This is a genomic window from Novosphingobium ovatum (genome assembly GCF_009909235.1).
GTDB classification, from domain to species: Bacteria; Pseudomonadota; Alphaproteobacteria; order Sphingomonadales; family Sphingomonadaceae; genus Novosphingobium; species Novosphingobium ovatum.
Map to the genome: position 1 here is coordinate 224,475 of NZ_JAAAPO010000004.1, position 21,688 is coordinate 246,162.

Sequence of the window (21,688 nt, forward strand, 5' to 3'; positions counted from 1 at the left end):
CGCCCGATAGCAAAGCGTTTGCCCCATTTCCAGTCCGCAGCGCCCCTGAACCGCAAAGATGGCGAACGGCGCGTTCATGCAAGTTTTTTATGTATCGTTTGGTACCGGTTTGCGACAAGATCGACGCAACTCCTGTTGGCGATACCAATTGCGACAAATTTGCGCTGATCGCTGTTCTGGTGCTGCGATAAGGCAATATGCTGCAATACGCTGGCAAACTTGACGGGCTCCATAGTGGTATGCCGAAACTGCACAATGATCTGCTGATCTGTGACCTGACCCAAAGCTATGCCCCCACGGGCGGCGGTGGGGTCAGCACCTATCTGCGGGAAAAGCGCCGCCATGTGCTGGAACGCACGCCCCACCGCCTGTTGCAGATCGTGCCGGGACCAGAGGACCGCGTGGTGGAAAACGGCCGCCACATCTGGGTCGAGGTGGCGGCAAAGCAAGTGCGGGGCAGCCCGAACTATCGCTTTATCCTGCGCACGGCGGCGGTGCGGGCGGTGCTGGAACGCTATCGCCCCGATGTGATCGAATCGCTGTGCCCATGGGTGCTGCCCTGGACCGCGATCGGCTATCGCAATGCCCATCCCGAATGCACGCTGGTGGCCGGCTATCACACCGATTTCCCCAATGTGCACATCCACCGCGTGGGTGAGGCCCTGTTCGGCCGGCGTGTCGCCCATGCCTTGCGCAAGGTGGCGGTGGGCTATGCCGGGGTGACCTATGGCGCGTTTGACAGGCTGTATGCCCTCAATCAGCCGGTGCGGGACCAATTGGCAGGGTGGGGAATCGATCATGTCGATGTCCTCTCGCTGGGGGCGGACACCGATCTGTTCAGCCCGGCGCGGCGTGATCCGGGCTTTCGCGCCTCGCTGGGGCTGCCCGAAACGCATGGGCCGCTGCTGACCTATGCCGGGCGGATCGACAATGAAAAGCGCGCAGACCGCCTGATCGAGATGTTCCGCCGCCTGCCGCCGCAGATGGGCGCGGTGCTGGCGATGTTTGGCGATGGCAAATTGCGCGACCGCCTGATCGCCGAAACGCGGGGCATGGCTGTGGCGCTGCCCGGCTTTGTCGATGACCGGCGCTATCTGGCGCGGGCGCTGGCGTCTTCGGACATCTATGTCTCGGCGATGGCGGATGAAACCTTTGGCATTTCGGTGATCGAGGCGCAGGCGGCTGGCCTGCCCGTGGTGGGTGTGGCCAGTGGCGCCATGCCCGCGCGGGTGCCGGCGGGGCTGGGCTATCTGGGGCCGGTGGATGACGTCGAAGCGATGGCCGCGCATGTGCAGGCGGTGTGGGCCGGTGGCGCGGCCGCGATGGGCGCGCGGGCGCGCGCGCATGTGGTCGAACGCTTTAGCTGGGAGCGCACCTTTAACCGCCTGTTGGCCGATGTGTATCCCGCCGCCATGGCCCGCGCCGCCCAGCGCCGTCAGGGGCGGTGGCAGGTGGCGCAGACGCAGGGCCCGATGCCGGCGCTGGCACGGGTGCGGGCGGTGGTGCGGGCCTGATCGTTTGCCGCAACTGATCGGTGGCGCGGTGGTTGCCAGCGGTGCGATCGGGGCCTAAACACCGGGGCATGAGCACGCCCCCTGTCAGCGAAAACGCCGCCATCTCGATCCGCAATGTCGTCAAGCGCTATGCGCCCTCTGGTGGCCCCGGTTCGGACAAGGAGGGCAAGCTGGCGCTCAAGGGCGTCAGTTTCGATGTGCCGCAGGGGCAGATCTTTGGCTTGCTGGGCCCCAATGGCGCGGGCAAATCCACGCTGATCAACATCATGGCGGGCATGGTGATGAAAACCAGCGGCGAGGTGTCGATCTGGGGCTTTGACATTGACCGCCAGCGCCGCAACGCCAGCCGCGCCATCGGCATCGTGCCGCAGGAAATCGTCTTTGACCCGTTCTTTACGCCCTATGAGGTGCTGGAAAACCAGGCCGGTCTGTATGGTATCGCGCCGCCTGCGCGCCTGACCGACCAATTGCTGGCCGATGTGCATCTGACCGACAAGGCGCGCGCCTATGCCCGCACGCTGTCGGGGGGCATGAAGCGCCGCCTGCTGGTGGCCAAGGCGATGGTGCATCAGCCCCCCGTGCTGGTGCTGGACGAGCCGACGGCGGGCGTGGACGTCGAATTGCGCCGCCAGTTGTGGGAGTTGGTCAAGCGGCTGAACGATGAGGGGGTGACCGTGGTGCTGACCACGCATTACCTGGAGGAAGCCGAGCAATTGTGCGACCGCATCGCCATCATCAACCATGGTGCGTTGATCGCCAACAAGCCCACCCGCGAATTGGTGGACATGGCGCGCGAAAAGGTGGTGGTGCTGACGCTGGACCGCGAACCGCAGGCTTGCCCGACGCATCCCGCTTTCATCAAATGCGTGCGGGGCGGCGACCAGAAGATCGAGATCACCTATAACAAGGACCGCACCAACGCGGGCGAGATCATGGCGCTGGTGCAGGCGCAGGGGCTGGGCATTGTCGATGTGACAACGCGGGAGGCCGATCTGGAGGATGTGTTCGTCCGCTTGACGAGTGAGGCGGCGCTGGCCGTTTGATCGGGCGCGCGGTTCTGGCGCGCCTTGGCCCCGAGGGCGGCCTGTCGCCAGCCGCCCGCGCGGGATCAGTCTTGCGGCTTGACCGCGATGGGGGGAGACATGGAAGAGGCTACGCCACGACGGCGGCCGGCTTCATCGGTTTCAACATCGTCAAATACCCAGCGGCCTTTGTCCAGTCGCCGGATTGGTTTGTTGCAACGGCGGCAATAACCGATGAAATTCAGCCCATCCCATTGCACTTTGCGCCGTCTGGGCGAATGTCGGGAAAACAGGCAGAGAACGCGTAAGGGCATGATGACAACCGTTCAAGTGAGGGGGCGGAAAGCCCAAGCCCTATCATAGGGTTTGCATATTCCATTTATATTACAGACCTTTGCGCGGCAATGCCGCAGTGGGCTGTTTGTGCAGCGTTTGCCCGAAATTGCATACGCAAAACTGCCTATCGCGACTGGAAAGGGCCGTTTCCCCGCGCAGCGGCCAGAGGGGCAAACTGGGTCTGGAGATGCCGCGCCCCCTTTTCAAATCGTCAGCAATCGGCAAAGCAGCGGGAATGATTCCTTCTGTCGCCCCGTTTCGCCTGTTTTGCCCTGCCTTGCGCCGGGGCGCCCGCGCATGAGCCAGGCTGACGTGATCATCGTCGGGTCGGGCGCGGCAGGGCTGACGGCGGCCTTGACGCTGGCCGATCGGCTGAAGGTGACGGTGCTGGCCAAGGGCAATCTGACCAGCGGATCGACCGCATGGGCGCAGGGCGGGATCGCCGCCGTGCTGGACGCGGGCGACACGTTTGAAGACCACATCCGCGACACGATGGTGGCAGGCGCCGGGTTGAACCGGCAGGAAACCGTCGAATTCGTGATCGAGCGCGCGCCGCACGCGATCAACCGGCTGATCGGTCTGGGCGTGCCGTTCAACACCGCCAGCGACGGGCAGGGGGGCAATGGGCTGCACCTCACGCGCGAAGGCGGGCATTCGCATCGCCGCATCGTGCATGTGGATGATGCGACCGGCTGGGCGGTGCAATCGGCATTGTTGGCCGCGGCAGAGGCGCACCCCAATATCACCCTGTTGCCGGGGCGGGCCTGCATTGACCTGATCAATGGCCGCCATGAAATGCGCTATTCCGGGTCGGGGCGGGTGTGGGGCGTCTATGCCCTGGACGAGGCGACCGGCCGGGTCGAGGCCCACACCGCCCGCGCCACCATTCTGGCCACGGGCGGGGCGGGGCGCGTGTACCAGTTCAGCACCGCCCCGCGCGGCGCGACCGGGGACGGCATCGCCATGGCGTGGCGGGCGGGTGCGCGCGTCTCGAACATGGAGATGATGCAGTTCCACCCCACCTGCCTGTATAATCTGGAGGTCAAGAACTTCCTGATCACCGAGGCGGTGCGTGGCGAGGGCGGGCAGTTGATCAACCCGCGCACGGGCAAGCGCTTCATGCCGTTTTATGACGAGCGGCTGGAACTGGCCCCGCGCGACATCGTTGCCCGCGCCATCGATGCCGAGATCAAGAAATTCGGGCTGGATTACGTCCATCTGGACATCAGCCACATGCCCGAAGACTTCGTGCGGGGGCATTTCCCGACCATTTATGAAAAGCTGCTGGCGCTGGGCATCGACATGACGCGCCAGCCGATCCCGGTTGTTCCGGCCCAGCATTACACCTGCGGCGGGATCATCACCGATCTGGACGGCCACACCGATCTGCCGGGCCTGTATGCCGCCGGGGAATGCGCCGAAAGCGGGCTGCATGGGGCCAACCGTCTGGCCTCGAACAGCCTGCTGGAATGCTTTGTCTTTGGCGAGGCGGCGGCGGCCGACATACTGGCGCGCTGGGATGAATTCACCGCGCCGCCCGCGATCCGCGCATGGGATGAAAGCCGGGTGGCCGATTCCGACGAAGAGGTGATCATCAAGCAGAACTGGACCGAGATCCGCCGGTTCATGTGGAACTATGTGGGGATCGTGCGCACGACCAAGCGGCTGGAGCGCGCCGCCCACCGCATCGCCCTGTTGTTTGACGAGATCGAGGATTATTACGGCCATTTCCGCGTGACGACCGATCTGATCGAACTGCGCAACCTGCTGCAAAGCGCCGATCTGATCGTCAAGTCGGCGCTGAAACGCCATGAAAGCCGGGGTTTGCACTATACGCGGGACTATCCGGCGACCCATGTCGAACCGCGCGACACGGTGCTGGTGCCCTAAGGGCCGCCAGCACCGCGCTTGGCATCAGAACGGCACCGCCGGGGCTTCGGCGTCAGGCAGGTGCGTGCCCATCAGGCGGGCGATGGTCGGTGCGATTTGACGCATGTCCACCACGCCCAGATCGCGGCCCTGTGGCACGCCCGCGCCCATCAGCAACAGGGTGGACCGCATCCGCACGTCATCCGGGAAATAGCCGTGCATCCCCTTGTAGGGCGAAGGGAACAGCATCGGCATGCCAGGTCCGCGCCATGGGGCGGCCATCACCCCGTTGCCCAGATTGACGTAAAAGGCGGCTTGGGGATTGCCCCCGCCCTGCGCGATGGCGTCGGATTCAATAACGCGCTCGATGCGGCTGGCTGGATCGGCCTTGAGCCGCGCCAGCAGGTCGCGCACGCGGGCCTGCAAGGCCGCGTCCGTTGGCCGGGCCAGCACCACCGCGATCGACCCGCCCGAAGGCCATGGCACCGCGTCCCAGCCCGCCACCTTGACCGCGCCGGTGGCATCGGGCGGCGACAGGCGGATCAGCCCGGCATCGATAAACGGGCGATAGAGGTTGAGCGCCGTGTCCACCGGGGCAAAGCCATGGTCGGACACCACCGCCACCACGCCATTGCGATGGGCGGCGATATGCGCTGCCACCAGCCGTCCGACAATGGCGTCGATGCGCTCCAGCACCGCATGGGCGGGCGCGCTGTCGGGGCCATGGACATGCTGATTGTGGTCCAGCGCGGTCAGGTACACCGTCATGAACCCGGGACGATGCGTTGCGATCAACCGCGCGGCATAGCGGCCACGGGTCTCGTCGCCGTCGATGTCCTCGTTGATGCCGGGGGCGTAATGGCCCTCATGCGCGCCGATTTGCGCCAACAGGCCGGGAGTGGACAGGTTGGCCACCAGCTTGTCATCGTCACCATGGCCGGTGCGCCAGATCTGCGGCAGGTTATAGGTCACATTTGCCCCCACGCTGACCGGCCAATGCACGTTGGCGGTGGTCAGCCCGGCGCGGCGGGCCGCATCCCACAAGGTGGGGCGGGTGATGTCGCTGGTGTACCAGTACCAGCCTTCCTGATTGATCTGCGTGGGATCAAAGGTGGTGTTGCTGACCACGCCATGGCGCGCCGGGGCGACCCCGGTGATCAGCGTGGTGTGGCTGGGATAGGTCACGGTGGGCAGCACGCCCACAACGCCCGTGGCCGACGCGCCTTGGGTGATGAAGCGGCGCAGGTTGGGCAGGTTCAGCCCGCGCTGGGCGGCCTGTGCCACATCGGCAGGGCGCAACCCGTCGATCGAGATCAACAGCACCGGATGGACGGCCGATGCGGCCGGGCGGGCCGGCGCGCGGCGGGCCGGCGAGGCCAGCGCGGGGGTGATCCCCACGCTGGCCAGCACCATGGCCGCCGCGGCCATCAGGCAGGCGCGCCGCGCATACCGCCCGCGGGCGGCAGCGACCGTGGCGATAGGCGCGGCGCGGCGCATCAGAAGCCCGCCTTGACGCTGGCCATGATGGTGCGCGGCGTGCCCACCATCATCGTCTGATTGTCACCCACGCTGCCAAAGCCATTGGTGCCGATCGAGGCGATATACTGACGGTCGAACAGGTTCGCGATGTTCAGTTGCAGTTCGATCGGCTTGGGGGTGAAGTTGGTGGCGACCTTGTAGCCCAGCGCCAGATCGATCAGCAGGCGCCCACCGACATAGCCCAGACCATCGCTGTCGCTGCGCAGGCCGTTGGTATAGGTGAAGTAGCGCTTGGACATGTAATTGCCCGCGATCCGGCCAAACCACGTCGTGCTGTCATAGGCCATTTCGGCCCGCGCGGTGTGGCGCGGGGTGTCGACGGTGGTCTTGCCCGCCGTGGCGATCACCGCGCCGGTCGAGGTGACGACATTGTTGCGATAGGTGCTGTCGTTATAGGCATAGGAGCCGGTCGCGGTGAAGCCACCGCCCAGCTTGGCGCTCAGCAGCGCCTCGATGCCCATCGAGCGCACCGAGCCGACGTTTTGCAGCACGGTGGGATTGCCGATGATGCCAGCGCCCGTCGACAGGCCCAGCAGGCGGTTGTGGAAGTTGACCAGATAGGCGCCCACGGTGCCGTTCAGGCGGCCATCGGCAAAGCGGTAGCCGGCCTCATAGGTGTCCGAGTTTTCCGGCTTCAACCGGCCTTGCAGATAGGCAAAACCGGCCTGCGTCGTGGCAAACGGGCTGGAGCCGGTGGCCGCCGCGACAAAGGCGCGGGTCGACTGGCTGAAGCTGGCGAAGGCTTCGCCATGGGCGCCGACCTTATACGTCAGGCCAACATGGGGCTGGAACCAGTCGGTGCTGCTGATCCGGCCGGTGGCCTGCGAGCCCTGCACGATCGGGGCAGAACGGTTGATCACCTGAAAGCCCTTCCAGCCCAGATTGACCGTCACGCCGCCCAGACGGATGCTGTCCTCGACGTGGTATTGGAACGTGTCGGTGTGGAAGGCGTATTCCCACTGGGTGTAGAACGGGTTGCTGGGCCAATCCAGCAGGCCCTGACCCGGATCGGTCCGGCTGGCCACGGCGTAAAAGCGGCGAGCCTGGTTGAAGGCGTTGCTTTCGATCCAGCCGCCCACTTCCAGCTTGTGCGCGCCGATTTCGCCGTTGATCGTGCCAAAGGCGCCGCCGCGCTTGATGGCGTATTCGGTGGTGCGCAGCGCCATCGGCACGCCGTTGGGGCTGTTGACATAGGGGGTCCACCAGAGGCCACGGCCGTTGTTGGCGTGGTAATAGCCCTTGATGCTGGCGGTAAAGGTGCCGATCGGCGCCTTCAATCCGACATAGCCCAGATAGTCACGGCGCAGGCCGCCGCCCGAGTAATAGGCATCATCGCCATTGGTGATCGGCGAGGGCCAGGCCGTGCCCGCCGAAGGGTTGGTCGACACCGCGCCGGTATAGCCATTGTTGGCGCCAATATCGGCCAGACGCACCGCATAGGCATAATCGCCCGAAACGTTGTCCCAGCGGTAACCCAGACGGCCCAGCATCTCCAGGCTCATGTCCTGATAGTCGACTTCGGCGCGGTCAGAGAAGCTGAAATAGCCGGTCAGTTCGGCCCCGCCCAGCGGCAGCACGCCCTTGGCATTGACCATGTGCTGACGCTGCTGGCCATAGCCCTTCCACTTGTCGGTGTTCTGATAGGCATAGGCGACAAAGCCGCGCGCGCCGCTGTCGGCGGCAATGTTGGCGCGCACGAACAGGCGCTTGGCCGACCAGCTGCCATAGGTGGCGGCGGTGTCGATGCCGGTGCGGCTGGCCGGATCCATGCTGGCGAATTCCACCGTGCCGCCCAGATTGTTGGTGGCCTGCGCGCCCAGATTGCCCGCCCCCTGCGAGACGCGGGTGGCGCCCAGATTGTCGGTGATGATCGCGCGGCTGATGTGCAGGCCGTTCAGATTGCCATAGGACGCGTCGCCCAGCGGCACGCCATCCAGCGTAAAGCCCAGCTGGTTCTGGTTGAACCCGCGGATCGAGACGCGCTGGGCCCATTCATACGAACCAAACGGATCGGCCGACTGGAAATTGACCGAAGGCAGCGCCTCGATCGCCTTCATCGGGCTGACGCCGGGGATCATGATCGCGATGTCGCGGGCGGTGATGGTCTGGGCCTGACGGGCCTCGCCCCGGCCGATGACGACAATGGCATCGGTGGCGCTGATGTCGGCCCCTGCGGCGGGCGCTTCGGCGGCTTCGGCGTGGGCGGCGATCGGCATCAGGGCCGAGGCGGCAAGCAGGACGGTGGCAAAACGGCGCATGATATCCCCCATGTGGCTGCGCTGACGAAAAGGTCAGAGCGGCGCTAGACCGGGGATGTTACTGCGGCGCGGCAGAGCGGTTACGGCGGCGTGACGGGTTCAAGACCGGCAGGTTACAATAGAAAAGCCAATGGGTTGCGGTAAGTCACCCGACAATTGGCCGTGGTTTGTGTTAAGTTGGCCTGGCGGCGCGCCGGCCGGACCTGGGCGTGAATTTGTGCATCGCACAATTGCCCGGGCGGGCTGTTGGCGCGCTGTTCATGGGGCGCCGGGCGGGTTTAGTGCCAGCCCAGATGCCGCCCGATGAAGATCAGCGCCACAGCCCCCACCAGCGAGGCCAGACAGCCCGGCCGACTATAGCTGCGCGCGCCGCGATTGACCGCCAGATCGGCCAGCAGCGATCCGCCCACGCCCAGCAGGATGGTCATGCCCAGCCCCATCGGCACATCGGCAGGATACAGAAACCGGGCCGCCAATCCGATGAAAAGTCCCGAAAACAGCGCGCCAATCACACGGAACATGGCAAATGACCCCTAAGCTTTGTGTAAGGCGCGCGGGCAGCTTTGCGGGTCTGTCGGCGCGTGATGGAGCGAGTCTGCGTCACTTGTCCGGCGTCGGCAAGGGGAATTGCATAGGCCGATATGGGCCGGGCGGCGATCTGCCGGGCGGCGGGGGGAAGCGGGAAATAGCTTTCCACAGTTTCATTTTGCCTCTTGCGCGTGGGCGCGCTCCCCGGAAATCCATGCGTCGCTGCATTGCAGCATAATCTGAAGCGGGGCGATTTGCCGCGTTTCAGGCAGATCGCGGTGTTTCCCCTCTTGCGGCTGAAATCACCTTTGCGCACTATCGGTTGTGTCGAAAGGGGTGGACCTACCTCTATACCTTGTGGTTGCCGGTCAGTCGGGCGCATCGCTGCGGACAGTGACCAAACCGCCACAGGGCGCAGGGGCAGGGCGGCTGGCAGAAGCGTGGTTATGGAGCATGTTCTTGTTTCATTCCGGTTCTGCTATGTGGGTTTGCCCGTTTGAGTCGCGTGCAAGGCACGGATGAGGTGGCCGTTGGGTTGGTCCTGTGTCCGGTTTTTGCGTGTGGGGTGCATGGCATCATGCAGCCTGTGTGTTTTTACGTCGCTTAGGGGGGCGTTACGTGGAATTCAGCAATAGGGACGAAGGGTCTGTGGCCTCGATCGAGGGATCGCAGAACGATACCGGCGCCAGCGCTGTCCGTGCGCCGCGTGGCAAAACCAATAGCGCCGTCCGAGCGAATGAGGAGGCGGGCCAAGGCCCGGCTGTACCAATGAACGAGAAGACCGATATCGCCACCGACCTGTTGTCGGCCGCCATGGCCAGTGTGGTGAGCGCGCCAGCCGCGGCCGCCCCTGTGGCCGAGGAAAACTCGCGCACGGTGCGCGCGCGCCGGTTCAGCATCACGACGGACGCCGCGCGCGATGCGCTGCTGACCGATTTTGGCAAGGAAACGCTGGACGACCGTTATCTGCTGCCGGGCGAAAGCTATCAGGACCTGTTCGCGCGTGTGGCCGACGCCTATGCCGATGATCAGGACCACGCGCAGCGGTTGTATGATTACATTTCCAAGCTGTGGTTCATGCCCGCAACGCCGGTGTTGTCGAACGGTGGCACGGGGCGCGGGTTGCCGATCTCGTGCTATCTCAACACGGTCGAGGACAGCCTGGAAGGCATCGTCAACACCTGGAACGAGAACGTCTGGCTGGCTTCGCGCGGGGGCGGCATCGGCACCTATTGGGGCAAGGTGCGCGGCATCGGTGAATCGGTGGGCCTTAATGGCAAGACCAGCGGCATCATCCCGTTCGTGCGCGTCATGGATTCGCTGACGCTGGCAATCTCGCAAGGCTCGCTGCGGCGCGGCTCGGCGGCGGTCTATCTGGATGTCTCGCATCCCGAGATCGAGGAATTCCTGGAGATCCGCAAGACCAGCGGCGATTTCAACCGCAAGGCGCTGAACCTGCACCACGGCGTGCTGTTGACCGATGAGTTCATGCAGGCGGTGCGCGATGGCGCGCAATTCCCTCTGCGCAGCCCCAAGGACGGCACCGAGCGCGGCAAGGTCGACGCGCGCAGCCTGTTCCAGAAGCTGGTCGAGGTGCGGCTGGCCACGGGCGAGCCCTATCTGGTGTTCAGCGACACCGTGAACCGCATGATGCCGCAGCATCACCGCGATCTGGGGCTCAAGGTCTATACCTCCAACCTGTGCAGCGAGATCACGCTGCCCACCGGGCGCGACCATTTGGGCAATGACCGCACGGCGGTGTGCTGCCTCTCCTCGCTCAATCTGGAAACGTGGGACCAGTGGCAGGGCGACAAGCGCTTTGTCGAGGACGTGATGCGCTTCCTGGACAATGTGTTGCAGGACTATATCGACCGCGCCCCCGACGAGATGGCCCGCGCCAAATATTCCGCCGGGCGTGAACGCAGCGTGGGCATGGGCGTCATGGGCTTCCATTCGTTCCTGCAGCAAAAGGGCATCGCGTTCGAAAGCGCCATGGCCAAGGCGTGGAACATGAAGATGTTCAAGCACATCAGCGCCAAGGCCGACGAGGCCAGCATCATGCTGGCGCAGGAGCGCGGTGCATGCCCGGATGCGGCGGACATGGGCGTGATGCAGCGTTTCAGCTGCAAGATGGCGATCGCGCCGACCGCCAGCATCAGCATCATCTGCGGCGGCACCAGCGCCTGTATCGAGCCGATCCCGGCCAATATCTACACGCACAAGACGCTCTCGGGCAGCTTTGTCGTGAAGAACCCCTATCTGCAAAAGCTGCTGGCAGGAAAGTCGAAGGATTCCACCAATGTGTGGAACTCGATCCTGGAGCAGGGCGGGTCAGTGCAGCATCTGGACTTCCTCTCGCCGGAGGAAAAGGCGACCTACAAGACCAGCTTTGAGATTGATCAGCGCTGGTTGCTGGAATTTGCCGCTGACCGCACGCCCTATATCGATCAGGCGCAGTCGCTGAACCTGTATATCCCGGCCGACGTGGATAAGTGGGATCTGATGATGCTGCATTTCCAGGCTTGGGAAAAGGGCATCAAGTCGCTGTATTATCTGCGGTCCAAGTCGGTCCAGCGCGCCGGTTTTGCCGGTGGTGTCGAGGCCGACAACACCAGCGAGGCCCCCAAGATCGAGTTGAGCGCCAATGGCGACCAGACCGATTACGAGGAATGTCTGAGCTGTCAGTAAGCAGGTAAGGGCGCAGGGAATGAGAGGGGCGGGCCTTGGCCTGCCCCTTTTCGTTGGGCGTCTGACCGCCCTGTGGTTACACTCCGCGACACTTTATCACGGCGTGAAACTTGCGAATCCGCAAGGAAAGCGGGCAAACGCGCCGTTACATCATCACCGTCCGGGGCATGCCGGCAGGAAAAAGGGAATTTCGATGCGCAAGTGGCACCGTTGGCTTAGCCTGTTCTTTGGCGTGTTCATGCTGTGGATGGCCGTGACCGGCGTGCTTAGCCAGATCGTGCCTTTGACCCAGTCGCGTGGCGAGGGGCCGCCGGCTGCTGGCGCCGCGCCCGCCTCTATGTCCAAGTTGCAGCCCGATTTCGTCTGTCCCGCGGATGTGATGTGCCGGCCCAAGCAAAAGGGCACCAACATCGTGGGCCTGCTGCATCACCTGCACTCGGGCGAGACGTTCGGTCCGGTGGGCGTGGTGATCTCGACGCTGACGGGTTTCGCGCTGATCTTTTTCAGCGTCTCGGGCATCTGGCTCTATGTGCAGATGTGGCGTTTCCGCAAGGATCGTGGCCTGGCCCCCAAGTGGCTGTGGAAGTGATCTGACACGAGGGTACCTTTCGCGGCCCACAAGACCGGCCCCGCCATCCGCGCGGGGCCGGTTTTTTGTGGCCGAAATGGCAGGGGCGATGGTCCAAAGGGCAGCAAAAAATCCACCGCGAATCTGTGGGTAAACGCCCTGGCCCTATGCGCGCGGGCGGGCGATGGTGTTAGACATGGGTTCTGCGGTATGTGTTGCAAGGCACAACCCCTTGTGGGTTGGGCGCGCGATGCACACCTATCTGTTGAGACGCAGAATGCCGGGGCAAATCCGCTTTCCCCACATTTTGCGCCATGATCCAAGGCCATTCTCGGAGTTTCCCCGATGCCGCTGCTCGAAGCCCGCAAGACGTACAAGCCGTTCGAATATCCGTGGGCGTATGACTTCTGGAAGCGCCAGCAGCAGGTGCATTGGCTGCCCGAGGAAGTGCCTTTGGGTGAGGATTGCCGCGACTGGGCGCAAAAGATCTCCGAGCATGAGCGCAACCTGCTGACGCAGATCTTCCGCTTTTTCACCCAGGCCGACGTCGAGGTGCAGGACTGCTACCACGAGAAATACGGTCGCGTGTTCAAGCCGACCGAGGTCAAGATGATGCTGGCCGCCTTCAGCAACATGGAGACGATCCACATCGCCGCCTACAGCCATCTGCTGGACACCATCGGCATGCCCGAAACCGAATATGGCATGTTTCTGGAGTACGAGGAGCTGAAGGCCAAGCATGACTACATGCACACCTTTGGCGTTGATTCTGACGAGGATATCGCCCGCACGCTGGCGATGTTTGGCGGTTTCACCGAAGGCATGCAGTTGTTTGCCTCCTTTGCCATGCTGATGAACTTCCCCCGCTTCAACAAGATGAAGGGCATGGGGCAGATCGTGTCGTGGTCGGTGCGCGATGAATCGCTGCACTGTGAGGGCATCATCAAGCTGTTCCACACCTTTGTGCAGGAACGCGGCTGTCTGACCAAGGCGGTCAAGGAAGACATCATCGACTGCTGCCAGAAGACCGTGCGGCTGGAGGATGCGTTTATCGATCTGGCGTTTGAAATGGGCCCGGTGCCCGGCATGAACGCCAAGGATATCAAGCGCTATATCCGCTATATCGCCGATTGGCGCCTGCGTCAGCTCAACCTGCCCGAGATCTATATGATCGAGGAGCATCCGCTGCCCTGGTTGCAGCCGCTGTTGAACGGGGTGGAACACGCCAACTTCTTTGAAACGCGCGCGACCGAATATTCCAAGGGCGCGACGCGCGGCGACTGGAACACGGTGTGGGCCAATTTCGATTCGCGCCGCAAGGCCAAGGCCGCCGATCCGGCCGCCAATGCCGATGCCGGTGATGGCGATACCGAGGACATGTTCAAGGCGGCGGGCATCGCGGCTGAGTGATTCTGCGGTCGATGGCATAAGCGATCGATTGCATGGAAGGAGGGCGGTAACCGACGGGTTGCCGCCCTCTTTTCCTGTGTGGCCGGTGCCGATCGGTGGGCCGCATGGCGATGGCTGGGTGGAAAATCCCGGTGTGTCAGATGCATGGTGGAAATGCGGGGGCGTTTGGCGCGCCATGCGAACTCGCGAATCTACATAGACGGCGATTCCGCCAGCGTTTAATCGCCCGATGTAGTCTGAGAAATGGACCGGGTGGCATGTTGCGCATCCTGGCCGGCAGGCGACATGACACACCTATACCCCAATCATGCGATCGATATCTTGCTGGCTGGCGCTTCTGCTGGCGGGCGGGGTGATGGCGTGCTGTGGGCCGCCGGGCTGGTACTGGCGGGGCTGGTGCTGTTGCTGGCGCTGGTGGTGCGCCGGGCCTATCTGCGCGAATTGCGCGAGGATCGAGACCAGCTTTGCGCGGCGCTCAACGCCTATGGTTCGGCCGAAAGCGATGTGTTGCAGCTCTCGTTGCGCAACGAGGCGTTGCAGGATGTGGCCGAGGCGTGCGACCGCCTGTTGCCGCGCTTGCAAACCACCATCGCGATGCTGGAATGGTCGGCGCGGCATGACCCGATGACCGATCTGTTGAATTCGGCCGCGTTCAAGCTGGCCGCGCAATCGGCGCTGGCCGCGCGTCAGGGGCAATGCAGCGCGCTGATCGTGATGGGCATCAATCAGTTGAAAAAGGTGAACGACAGTCTGGGCCACGCTGGCGGCGACCAGCTGTTGTGCGCGGTGGCTGATCGTCTGCGCATGACCACCAACGCCTGGCGCGAGGCCCGGATCGAGAGCGAGCCACAGCATGAGGTGTTCGAGCCATTGCTGGCACGGCTGGGGGGGGATGAATTTGCCATCCTGATGCCCTGTGCCGAAGGGCGGACGGAAATCGACCGCTTTGTCCAGCGGTTGCAGCGCGTGATTGGCGATGCGATCCATGTCGGGGTGCAGTCGCTGCGGATCAAGCTGTCGATCGGCATCGCGCTCGCCGAGGACCATAACAACCATTACGACGAGCTGTTGGCGGCGGCTGATTCGGCCATGTCCAACGTCAAGGCCGAGGGCGAGGGCGGCTATCTGTTCTACAGCTCGGAGATGCGCCGGGCTGCTGACGAGTTGTTGGCGCGCGAGCTGGACCTGCGCCATGCGCTGGAGCGCGGCGAATTCTGTCTGCATTATCAGCCGCAATTGAACATGCACACCGGCCAGATCGATTCGGTCGAGGCGCTGATCCGCTGGAACCATCCGACGCGCGGGCTGGTCTATCCGGGCGATTTCATTCCCTTTGCCGAAACCTATGGCCTGATCGACGACATCGGCGACTGGGTGATGCTGGAGGCGGTACGCACCGCCGCGCGCTGGGATCAGGAAGGGATGCCGCTGCGTGTCTCGGTCAATGTTTCGCCGATGCAATTGTACCGGGTGGAGCTGATCCCGATGATCCGCGCCTGCCTGACCCGTTTTCAACTGCGCCCCGAACTGCTGGAAATCGAGATCACCGAAGCGGCCATCATGCGCAACGAGGAATTCTCGCTGGAGCGGATCGAGGGCCTGCGTCGTGATGGCGTGACGGTGGCGATGGATGATTTCGGCACCGGCTATTCCAACCTGTCGCAGTTGATGAGCCTGCCGATGGACCGGCTGAAGCTGGACCGCTCGCTGGTCGACATGCTGGAGACCGATCCGCGCAAGCGCACGGTGGCCGCTGGCATTATCGCAATGGCCCGCAATCTGGGGTTTGAGGTGGTGGCTGAAGGCGTGGAGACGGATGAACAGATCGCATTGTTGCGTGCGGCGGGGGCCGATTATGTGCAGGGCTATGCCTTTGCCAGGCCCATTCCCGAGGCGGCGTTGATCGAGCGCTTGCAGCAAACACGCAACTCTCCGGATGTGCGCGTCGCCTGAGGTTTAACCACGCGACGCCTAGGGTGACGATGCGCCGGAGGGACGAAGTTCCGCCTCTGGTTCAGGGATGGAAATATAGGCATGTCAAAGTTTTCAGGCGTCAGCCTGACCGCCCTTGCGGTGCCGGCATTGCTGGCGGGGCTGATCGCGGCCCCTGTGGCCCATGCGGCTGACAGGGCCGCCTTGGAGGCGCCCGATGGTGGCCCCGTGCCGGCGATCATCGTCAATGGCGAAGCCGGGCAGATCTCGCCCGCCTTGCGCGAAGGCGAAGGCCGCGCGCTGCTGGACATGAGTCTGGAAGAACTGCTGGCCGCCGAGGTGACTTCGGCTGCCAAGCGGGTGCAGAGCATCGGCGATACGGCCGCGGCGATCTATGTCATCGGTCAGGAAGACATTGCCAATTCGGCCAGCCACAGCCTGTCCGATCTGTTGCGCATCGCGCCGGGGATGGGGGTGTATCAGGCCAATGGCTCGATCACTTCGGTGTCGGCGCGCGGGGGCGATTCGACCTATAGCGCCAACATGCTGGTGATGGTCGATGGCGCGGCAATCTACAGCAGTTCGCTGGCGGGGATGTTCTGGGATCAGGCGCTGAGCCCGATGCAGGACATCGAACGGATCGAGGTGATCCGAGGTCCGGGCGGCACGTTGTGGGGCGCCAATTCGATCAATGGCATAATCAACATCATCACCCGCCAGTCGGTCGACACACAGGGGCTGCGCGCCGATCTGCGCGGCGGGGTCGATGGTCAGCGGATCGAGCTGGGCTATGGCCGGCAGCTGCAAGACGATATGTCGCTGCGTGCCTATGCCACGGGGCTGCGCGATCGCGGGGTGGATGGGGTCAACGGCCACACCTTTGACAATTACCGCGAGGCGGGCATGTTCGGCCTGCGGCTGGATGCCGCGCCTTCCGGCAAGGATACGCTGGTGGCCTTGGCCGAGGTGTCGGGTTCAAACTACCGCGAGCCGCGATACATGCTGGGCGGCGCGTCGACCGGCTATTACGAATATGTCATCTCCGAGCCCAACAATTTCCGCACTTTTCACACGTTGGCCCGGTGGCACCATCGCGCGTCCGATCGGCTGGATTTCAGCGTTCAGGGCTATTTCAACCAGTTCTATCGCACCATATGGGGCTCGCAATTGTCGCGGGACCTGTATGACCTGTCGGTCGAAGGCCACTGGCACCCCAACCGCCGCCACGAGTTCAACTTTGGCCTGTCGGGCCGGATATCGCGCGATCGGCTGACGAGCGGGCCACTGGTGGGCCTGCGCAATGATGCAGCGACCGACCGCTGGTTCAACTTTTACCTGCAGGACGACATCGCCCTGCTTGGCAACGCCTTGCGCGTGACCGTCGGGTCCAAGTTCGAGGTCAGCAATTTCGCCGGTTTCCTGGCCCAACCCGCCTTGCGGCTGTTCTGGAAGGCGGGGCGGCATACATCGGTGTGGGCGGGCGTGTCGCGGGCCATCCGCACGCCGCAATTGCGCGAAAGGGCGATGGAATCGACCTTCCCCTCGTTGCAAAGCCTGCCGGGCATTCCGTTCCCGGTGCCGATGCTGTTGCAATACCATGGACAGGGCGGGACCGTGCCGGAAAAACTGACCTCGTGGGAGATGGGGCTGCGCTATAGCCCTTCGCCGCGCTGGATGCTGGATGTGGCATTGTTTTATAATAACTATCGTGATCTGAATACCGCAACGATCACCAATCAGGCCCTTGTCGGTACACCGGGGCGGGGCTTTTTCGCGCTGGTGATCGATGCGACGTCCGGCAATAGCGCCAGCGGCCGTTCGTGGGGCGCCGAAGTCCTGATCAAGGGCCGTCCGACCGGGCATTGGATGACAGAGCTGTCGTGGTCGTTCATCGATATGGATGTACAGGTGCCGGCCGCCATGCGCGCCATCGTTTTTCCCTTGATGGATGCAGCGGCCACCACGCGCCACCAGTTGCGCTGGAAAAACGGGGTGGAACTGACCGATAGCGTCTCGGCCGGGGCGATGCTGCATTATGTCGGCGCGTCCAATGACGGGCGGCGGCGGCCCTATACCGATCTGGACCTGCGTCTGACGTGGCGTCCGCGGTACAATCTGGACCTGTCGCTGGTGGGGGACAATGTCCTGCACGACCGCCATGTCGAGATGGTGCAGACCATCCTGCCAACGCCTTTGGTGGCGGTGCCGCGGCGGATCTATGCCGAAGCCAAGGTGCGGTTCTGATGCGCGCGCGTCGTTTCCATCGCGCCATGCGGGTGGCGGTGCTGGCCATGCTGGGCGGGGGGCTGATCTGCCTGACGCCGGCGCCGGTGGCGGCCAATGGCGGCAATGGCGTCAAGGCCGCGATGATCTATAACATCCTGCGGTTCATGACTCTGCCCGATGCGCGGCCGCGTGTGCGATTGTGTGTGCGCCGGGCCGACGAACTGGCCCCTGATCTGCTGAGCCTGAATGGCGAACCGGTGGGGGCGGGCCAGTTGGAAGTGGTCCCGTTGGCCAATCTGACCGACGCGCGCGGTTGTGACGCGCTATATGTCGGCAACGCGCCGATCACCTCGGCTCCGGCACCGGGGCGCGGACAGGTGCTGATCGGCGATGGCGGCCATTTCGCCGAGGATGGCGGGACGGTCGGACTGATCTCGTTTGGCGGGCAGACCCGTTTTGCGATCAACGCCCGTGTGGCGGCGCATAGTGGAGTGCGGATCAGCTCACAGGTGATGCGTCTGGCGGCAAGGATCGTGAACTGATGTTGCGCAAACTGATCCCGGGGGCAGGCCAACCCACCTTTCGCACCAAGCTGACCGAGATGACGCTGCTGGTGACGGCGCTGGCGCTGGTTCTCTCGGGGATGGGGCTGATTGCGGTGCAATACAGCTATGAGCGTGCCCGCGCCGATCGCTCGTTTCGTCAGTTGGCCGATGTGCTGGCCACCAATCTGAGCGCGGCGGTGGTGTTTGGCGATACGGCGGCGGCCGATGGTCTGGTGCGATCGGCGCAGAATGTCTCCGATATTGTATGGGTGGATGTCGACGGGCCCAACAACAAGCATGTTGCCAGCTATCTGGCCAAGGGCATGACCGAGAGGGAGCAGCGCGCCGCCGCCCAAGCGGCCGTGGCGCCGGGGCAAAGCTATAGCGCCGTCTCGCTGAGCGAATTTGGCTATCACCGGGTGCCGGTCATGGTCGATGGGCGCTCGGTGGGCACGCTGGTGCTGGGCTATCGTTATCGCAGCGTCGGGGCGATCACGCGTGAGAACCTGCCGGTGGCGGTGGTGCTGCTGGCGCTGTGCATGTCGATCGCGGTGGCGATCTCCACCCGGATGAAGCGCATGCTGTTCCGCCCACTGGACCAGTTGAAGCAGACGATGGCGGGCGTGCGCCGGTCGGGCGATCTGGGCGCGCGCATGGCGTTGTCGAATGATCCTGATTTTGACGACATGATCACCGCCTTCAACCGGATGCTGGACGAGATCGAGAACCACAACCAGAAGCTGACCGGGGCGATGAGCGAGCTGGAGGAGGCGCGTGACGCCGCCCAGTCGGCCAGTGTCGCCAAATCCGAATTCCTGGCCAACATGAGCCACGAGCTGCGCACGCCGCTCAACGCCATCATCGGCTATGCCGAGGTGCTGCGCGAGGATCTGGCGCGCGCGGGCATCACCCGCAGTCTGGAGGATGTGGGCTGGATCTGCTCGTCCTCGCAGCAATTGCTGGAACTGATCAATTCGCTGCTGGACCTGTCCAAGATCGAGGCCGGCCGCATGGAGCTGGACCTGCACGCCTATGACCTGCGCAAGATGCTGGGCGAGGTGGAGGCTTTGCTGGTGCCGCTGGCGGCCAAGCAGGGCAATACGCTTTCGATGCGGATCGACCCGGCGATCGACACGGTGTTTGGCGATTCAACCAAGCTGCGCCAGTGCCTGCTCAATCTGGGCAGCAATGCGTGCAAATTCACCAAGGCCGGTTTTGTCGAGGTGCAGGCCCGCCCCGAAGGCCATGATCTGGTGTTTCAGGTGTCGGACACCGGCATCGGCATGAGCGAGGCGGATATCGCCCGCCTGTTCCAGCCCTTTACCCAAAGCGATGCCAGCACCACGCGCCGCTTTGGCGGGACCGGGCTGGGGCTGGCGCTGGTCGACCGTTTTGCCAAGATGATGGGCGGCGCGATCGAGGTGACGAGCGAGCCCGGCTTTGGCTCGGTGTTCACGATGCGCATCCCTGCCCACATGAATATGACCGAAGGCGATGACATGGCCGCCCAGGCCGCCGCGCTGGGCGAGGGTCTGCCCGTCGCTGCCACGCCCGTCGACAGCCCGGCAGCCGTCGCGCCGCGCGTCCGCCCGCTGGCCGTGGTGATCGAGGACGAGCCAAGCAGCGTCGAACTGCTGCGCCGCATGCTGGAGCGCGCCGGATATGATGTGGAACTGGCCGCCGATGGACAGGTCGGGCTGGATCTGGCGCGGCGGGTGCGGCCTGATCTGATCCTGCTGGATCTGACGCTGCCCACGCTGGACGGCTGGAGCGTGCTGGAACGGTTGCAGGCCGACGCCCAACTGGCGCAAGTGCCCACCGTGATCGTCAGCGTTGATGACCGCAAGCGTATCAGTCTGGAAAAGGGCGCCAGCGATCATCTGGTCAAGCCGGTCAAGGTGGATGAGTTGGAGGCGATCCTGCAACTCTATGCCGCGCGCCAGTCCGGCACGATCCTGCTGGTCGAGGACGATGACGCCACGGCCGCCCTGTACGAGAACGGCCTGCGTCAGGCCGGCTTTGCGGTGGTGCGTGCCAGCGGCGGCGACGAGGCCGAGAACCATCTGCGCCAGCGCCAGTTCGCCATGGTGATCACCGATTTGAAAATGCGCGATGGTGATGGCTTTGCCCTGATCCGCGCGATGCACGACATGCCCGAAGACGCCCGGCCGCCGGTGATGGTGGTGACGGGCCGCACCCTGTCGGGCTGGGAGCGCGAGATTTTGAGCGCGCGCACCCAGGCCGTTGTGCCCAAGGCCGGCCTGTCGCCCCGCTCATTGGTCTCCAGCGTGACAGAGGTGCTCGATGTCGCCTGAAACTGTCGCCTTGTCATCCGTCCTATGTCTCGACATGCAGAATCGGAAAATCCCATGAACGCTCCCACAGGCCGTCTCAAGCGCCCCGTCGTGTTGGTGGTGGACGACGTCGAAGGCAATCGCCAACTGGTGTGCCGTCGTCTGGCTGATCACGGCTATGACCTGCATCAGGTGGAATCGGGTGAACAGGCGCTGGATTTCATCCGCAACAGCAAGCCCGATCTGGTGCTGCTGGACTATATGATGCCCAATATGAACGGCATCGAGGTGCTGCGCATCGTTCGGCAGGATTGGCAAATGGCCGGAATCCCGATCATCATGCTGACCGCCCGCGCCGAGGGCGAGGCGGTGGTCGAGGCCCTGGAAGCGGGCGCCGACGATTACGTCACCAAGCCGATCGATTTCGAGGTGTTGAAGGCCCGCATCGAAACCCAGATGGCCAAGCACCGGTCGAGCGACCAGTTGCGGCAGACAAATGCCGCGCTGGATGAGCGCGCGACGATGCGTGTGCTGGCCTTTGACGAACTGCGCGACGAATTGGAGCGCGAGATCGGCCAGCGCCGCCAGTTGGAGCGCCAATTGGCCGAGGCACAGCGGCAATTGGCCCAATGCGGCGCGTGTGGGTCACATCCCGGCAATGGCGCGCGCATGGTGTCGCTGACCGCGGAACGCCCGCCTGCCGCCAATGGCGACACCGGCGGGCAAAGCGCGCGGGCGTTGGAGATCATCGATGCGATCACCCGTTCGGTCGAGACGGGCAAATCGGTCAATCCGGCGCTGTTGTCGGCGCTGCGGATGCAGGTGAACGCGCTGGCTGGCGGCTGATCGCGCCGGTTCTCCGCTGGGCGGATAGCGGCGGGCGCAACCGGCCTGTACAACCCGGCACAGCTATACCGCCGTTCCAGCGGGAGCAGCCGGTGGTCGATCGCCGGGCCGAT

General features: G+C 63.9%; 14 protein-coding genes. 11 read left to right on the forward strand and 3 right to left on the reverse strand.

Annotated features, from left to right (window positions below; genetic code table 11):
• The first annotated feature begins 239 nt into the window (after positions 1-239).
• From GTZ99_RS11105 to nadB, 3 genes are all read left to right on the forward strand, one after another.
• Positions 240-1,514 (forward strand): glycosyltransferase, encoded by a 1,275-nt coding sequence (locus GTZ99_RS11105; RefSeq protein ID WP_161718862.1) that lies wholly within the window; start codon positions 240-242, stop codon positions 1,512-1,514.
• Positions 1,515-1,582: 68 nt separating this feature from the next.
• Positions 1,583-2,557, forward strand: coding sequence for an ABC transporter ATP-binding protein (locus GTZ99_RS11110; protein ID WP_161718864.1), 975 nt, complete (start codon positions 1,583-1,585; stop codon positions 2,555-2,557).
• Between the two features lie 612 nt (positions 2,558-3,169).
• Complete coding sequence (nadB, locus tag GTZ99_RS11115; protein WP_161718867.1) at positions 3,170-4,762, forward strand: L-aspartate oxidase; 1,593 nt, start codon at positions 3,170-3,172, stop codon at positions 4,760-4,762.
• A gap of 24 nt (positions 4,763-4,786) precedes the next feature.
• Here nadB and GTZ99_RS11120 read toward each other — a convergent pair whose 3' ends face one another.
• The 3 genes from GTZ99_RS11120 to GTZ99_RS11130 form a co-directional block, all read right to left on the reverse strand.
• A complete protein-coding gene (locus GTZ99_RS11120) occupies positions 4,787-6,238 on the reverse strand; it encodes an alkaline phosphatase family protein (protein WP_227711272.1) in 1,452 nt (483 codons plus the stop codon).
• Positions 6,238-8,538, reverse strand: coding sequence for a TonB-dependent receptor (locus GTZ99_RS11125; protein WP_161718869.1), 2,301 nt, complete (start codon positions 8,536-8,538; stop codon positions 6,238-6,240). The genes GTZ99_RS11120 and GTZ99_RS11125 overlap by 1 nt, the downstream gene beginning before the upstream one ends.
• Positions 8,539-8,816: 278 nt before the next feature.
• Positions 8,817-9,059: a GlsB/YeaQ/YmgE family stress response membrane protein gene (locus tag GTZ99_RS11130; protein WP_161718871.1), complete on the reverse strand. Its 243-nt coding sequence runs from the start codon at positions 9,057-9,059 to the stop codon at positions 8,817-8,819.
• 775 nt (positions 9,060-9,834) lie between these two features.
• On the opposite strand from GTZ99_RS11130, the gene GTZ99_RS11135 reads away from it, so the two are divergent.
• From GTZ99_RS11135 to GTZ99_RS11170, 8 genes are all read left to right on the forward strand, one after another.
• Positions 9,835-11,754 carry a ribonucleoside-diphosphate reductase subunit alpha gene (locus GTZ99_RS11135; RefSeq protein WP_227711273.1) on the forward strand — a complete coding sequence of 640 codons (1,920 nt, stop codon included), beginning with the start codon at positions 9,835-9,837 and terminating at the stop codon, positions 11,752-11,754.
• Between the two features lie 19 nt (positions 11,755-11,773).
• Positions 11,774-12,343, forward strand: coding sequence for a PepSY-associated TM helix domain-containing protein (locus tag GTZ99_RS11140; RefSeq protein WP_161718873.1), 570 nt, complete (start codon positions 11,774-11,776; stop codon positions 12,341-12,343).
• 324 nt (positions 12,344-12,667) lie between these two features.
• Positions 12,668-13,732, forward strand: coding sequence for a ribonucleotide-diphosphate reductase subunit beta (locus tag GTZ99_RS11145; RefSeq protein WP_161718875.1), 1,065 nt, complete (start codon positions 12,668-12,670; stop codon positions 13,730-13,732).
• 285 nt (positions 13,733-14,017) lie between these two features.
• On the forward strand, positions 14,018-15,685 hold the full coding sequence (locus GTZ99_RS11150; RefSeq protein WP_161718877.1) for a putative bifunctional diguanylate cyclase/phosphodiesterase: 1,668 nt from the start codon (positions 14,018-14,020) through the stop codon (positions 15,683-15,685).
• Positions 15,686-15,766: 81 nt separating this feature from the next.
• Positions 15,767-17,908, forward strand: a complete 2,142-nt coding sequence (locus GTZ99_RS11155) for a TonB-dependent receptor plug domain-containing protein (protein ID WP_161718879.1) — start codon at positions 15,767-15,769, stop codon at positions 17,906-17,908.
• Entirely contained in the window at positions 17,908-18,432 is a 525-nt protein-coding gene (locus GTZ99_RS11160; protein ID WP_161718881.1) for a YfiR family protein, read from the forward strand. The genes GTZ99_RS11155 and GTZ99_RS11160 overlap by 1 nt, the downstream gene beginning before the upstream one ends.
• The gene (locus GTZ99_RS11165) at positions 18,432-20,750 is read left to right on the forward strand and encodes a response regulator (RefSeq protein WP_161718883.1); all 2,319 of its coding nucleotides are present in this window, start codon (positions 18,432-18,434) and stop codon (positions 20,748-20,750) included. Before GTZ99_RS11160 ends, GTZ99_RS11165 begins: the two co-directional genes overlap by 1 nt.
• A gap of 54 nt (positions 20,751-20,804) precedes the next feature.
• Positions 20,805-21,575, forward strand: coding sequence for a response regulator (locus GTZ99_RS11170; protein ID WP_161718885.1), 771 nt, complete (start codon positions 20,805-20,807; stop codon positions 21,573-21,575).
• Positions 21,576-21,688 lie beyond the last annotated feature (113 nt).

Excerpts from the sequence above, each read along its gene's own strand:
- GTZ99_RS11105 (WP_161718862.1), top strand. The coding sequence starts at position 240 with ATGCCGAAACTGCACAATGATCTGCTGATCTGTGACCTGACCCAAAGC.
- GTZ99_RS11110 (WP_161718864.1), top strand. The coding sequence starts at position 1,583 with ATGAGCACGCCCCCTGTCAGCGAAAACGCCGCCATCTCGATCCGCAAT.
- nadB (WP_161718867.1), top strand. The coding sequence starts at position 3,170 with ATGAGCCAGGCTGACGTGATCATCGTCGGGTCGGGCGCGGCAGGGCTG.
- GTZ99_RS11120 (WP_227711272.1), bottom strand. The coding sequence starts at position 6,238 with ATGCGCCGCGCCGCGCCTATCGCCACGGTCGCTGCCGCCCGCGGGCGG.
- GTZ99_RS11125 (WP_161718869.1), bottom strand. The coding sequence starts at position 8,538 with ATGCGCCGTTTTGCCACCGTCCTGCTTGCCGCCTCGGCCCTGATGCCG.
- GTZ99_RS11130 (WP_161718871.1), bottom strand. The coding sequence starts at position 9,059 with ATGTTCCGTGTGATTGGCGCGCTGTTTTCGGGACTTTTCATCGGATTG.
- GTZ99_RS11135 (WP_227711273.1), top strand. The coding sequence starts at position 9,835 with ATGAACGAGAAGACCGATATCGCCACCGACCTGTTGTCGGCCGCCATG.
- GTZ99_RS11140 (WP_161718873.1), top strand. The coding sequence starts at position 11,774 with ATGAGAGGGGCGGGCCTTGGCCTGCCCCTTTTCGTTGGGCGTCTGACC.
- GTZ99_RS11145 (WP_161718875.1), top strand. The coding sequence starts at position 12,668 with ATGCCGCTGCTCGAAGCCCGCAAGACGTACAAGCCGTTCGAATATCCG.
- GTZ99_RS11150 (WP_161718877.1), top strand. The coding sequence starts at position 14,018 with ATGACACACCTATACCCCAATCATGCGATCGATATCTTGCTGGCTGGC.
- GTZ99_RS11155 (WP_161718879.1), top strand. The coding sequence starts at position 15,767 with ATGTCAAAGTTTTCAGGCGTCAGCCTGACCGCCCTTGCGGTGCCGGCA.
- GTZ99_RS11160 (WP_161718881.1), top strand. The coding sequence starts at position 17,908 with ATGCGCGCGCGTCGTTTCCATCGCGCCATGCGGGTGGCGGTGCTGGCC.
- GTZ99_RS11165 (WP_161718883.1), top strand. The coding sequence starts at position 18,432 with ATGTTGCGCAAACTGATCCCGGGGGCAGGCCAACCCACCTTTCGCACC.
- GTZ99_RS11170 (WP_161718885.1), top strand. The coding sequence starts at position 20,805 with ATGAACGCTCCCACAGGCCGTCTCAAGCGCCCCGTCGTGTTGGTGGTG.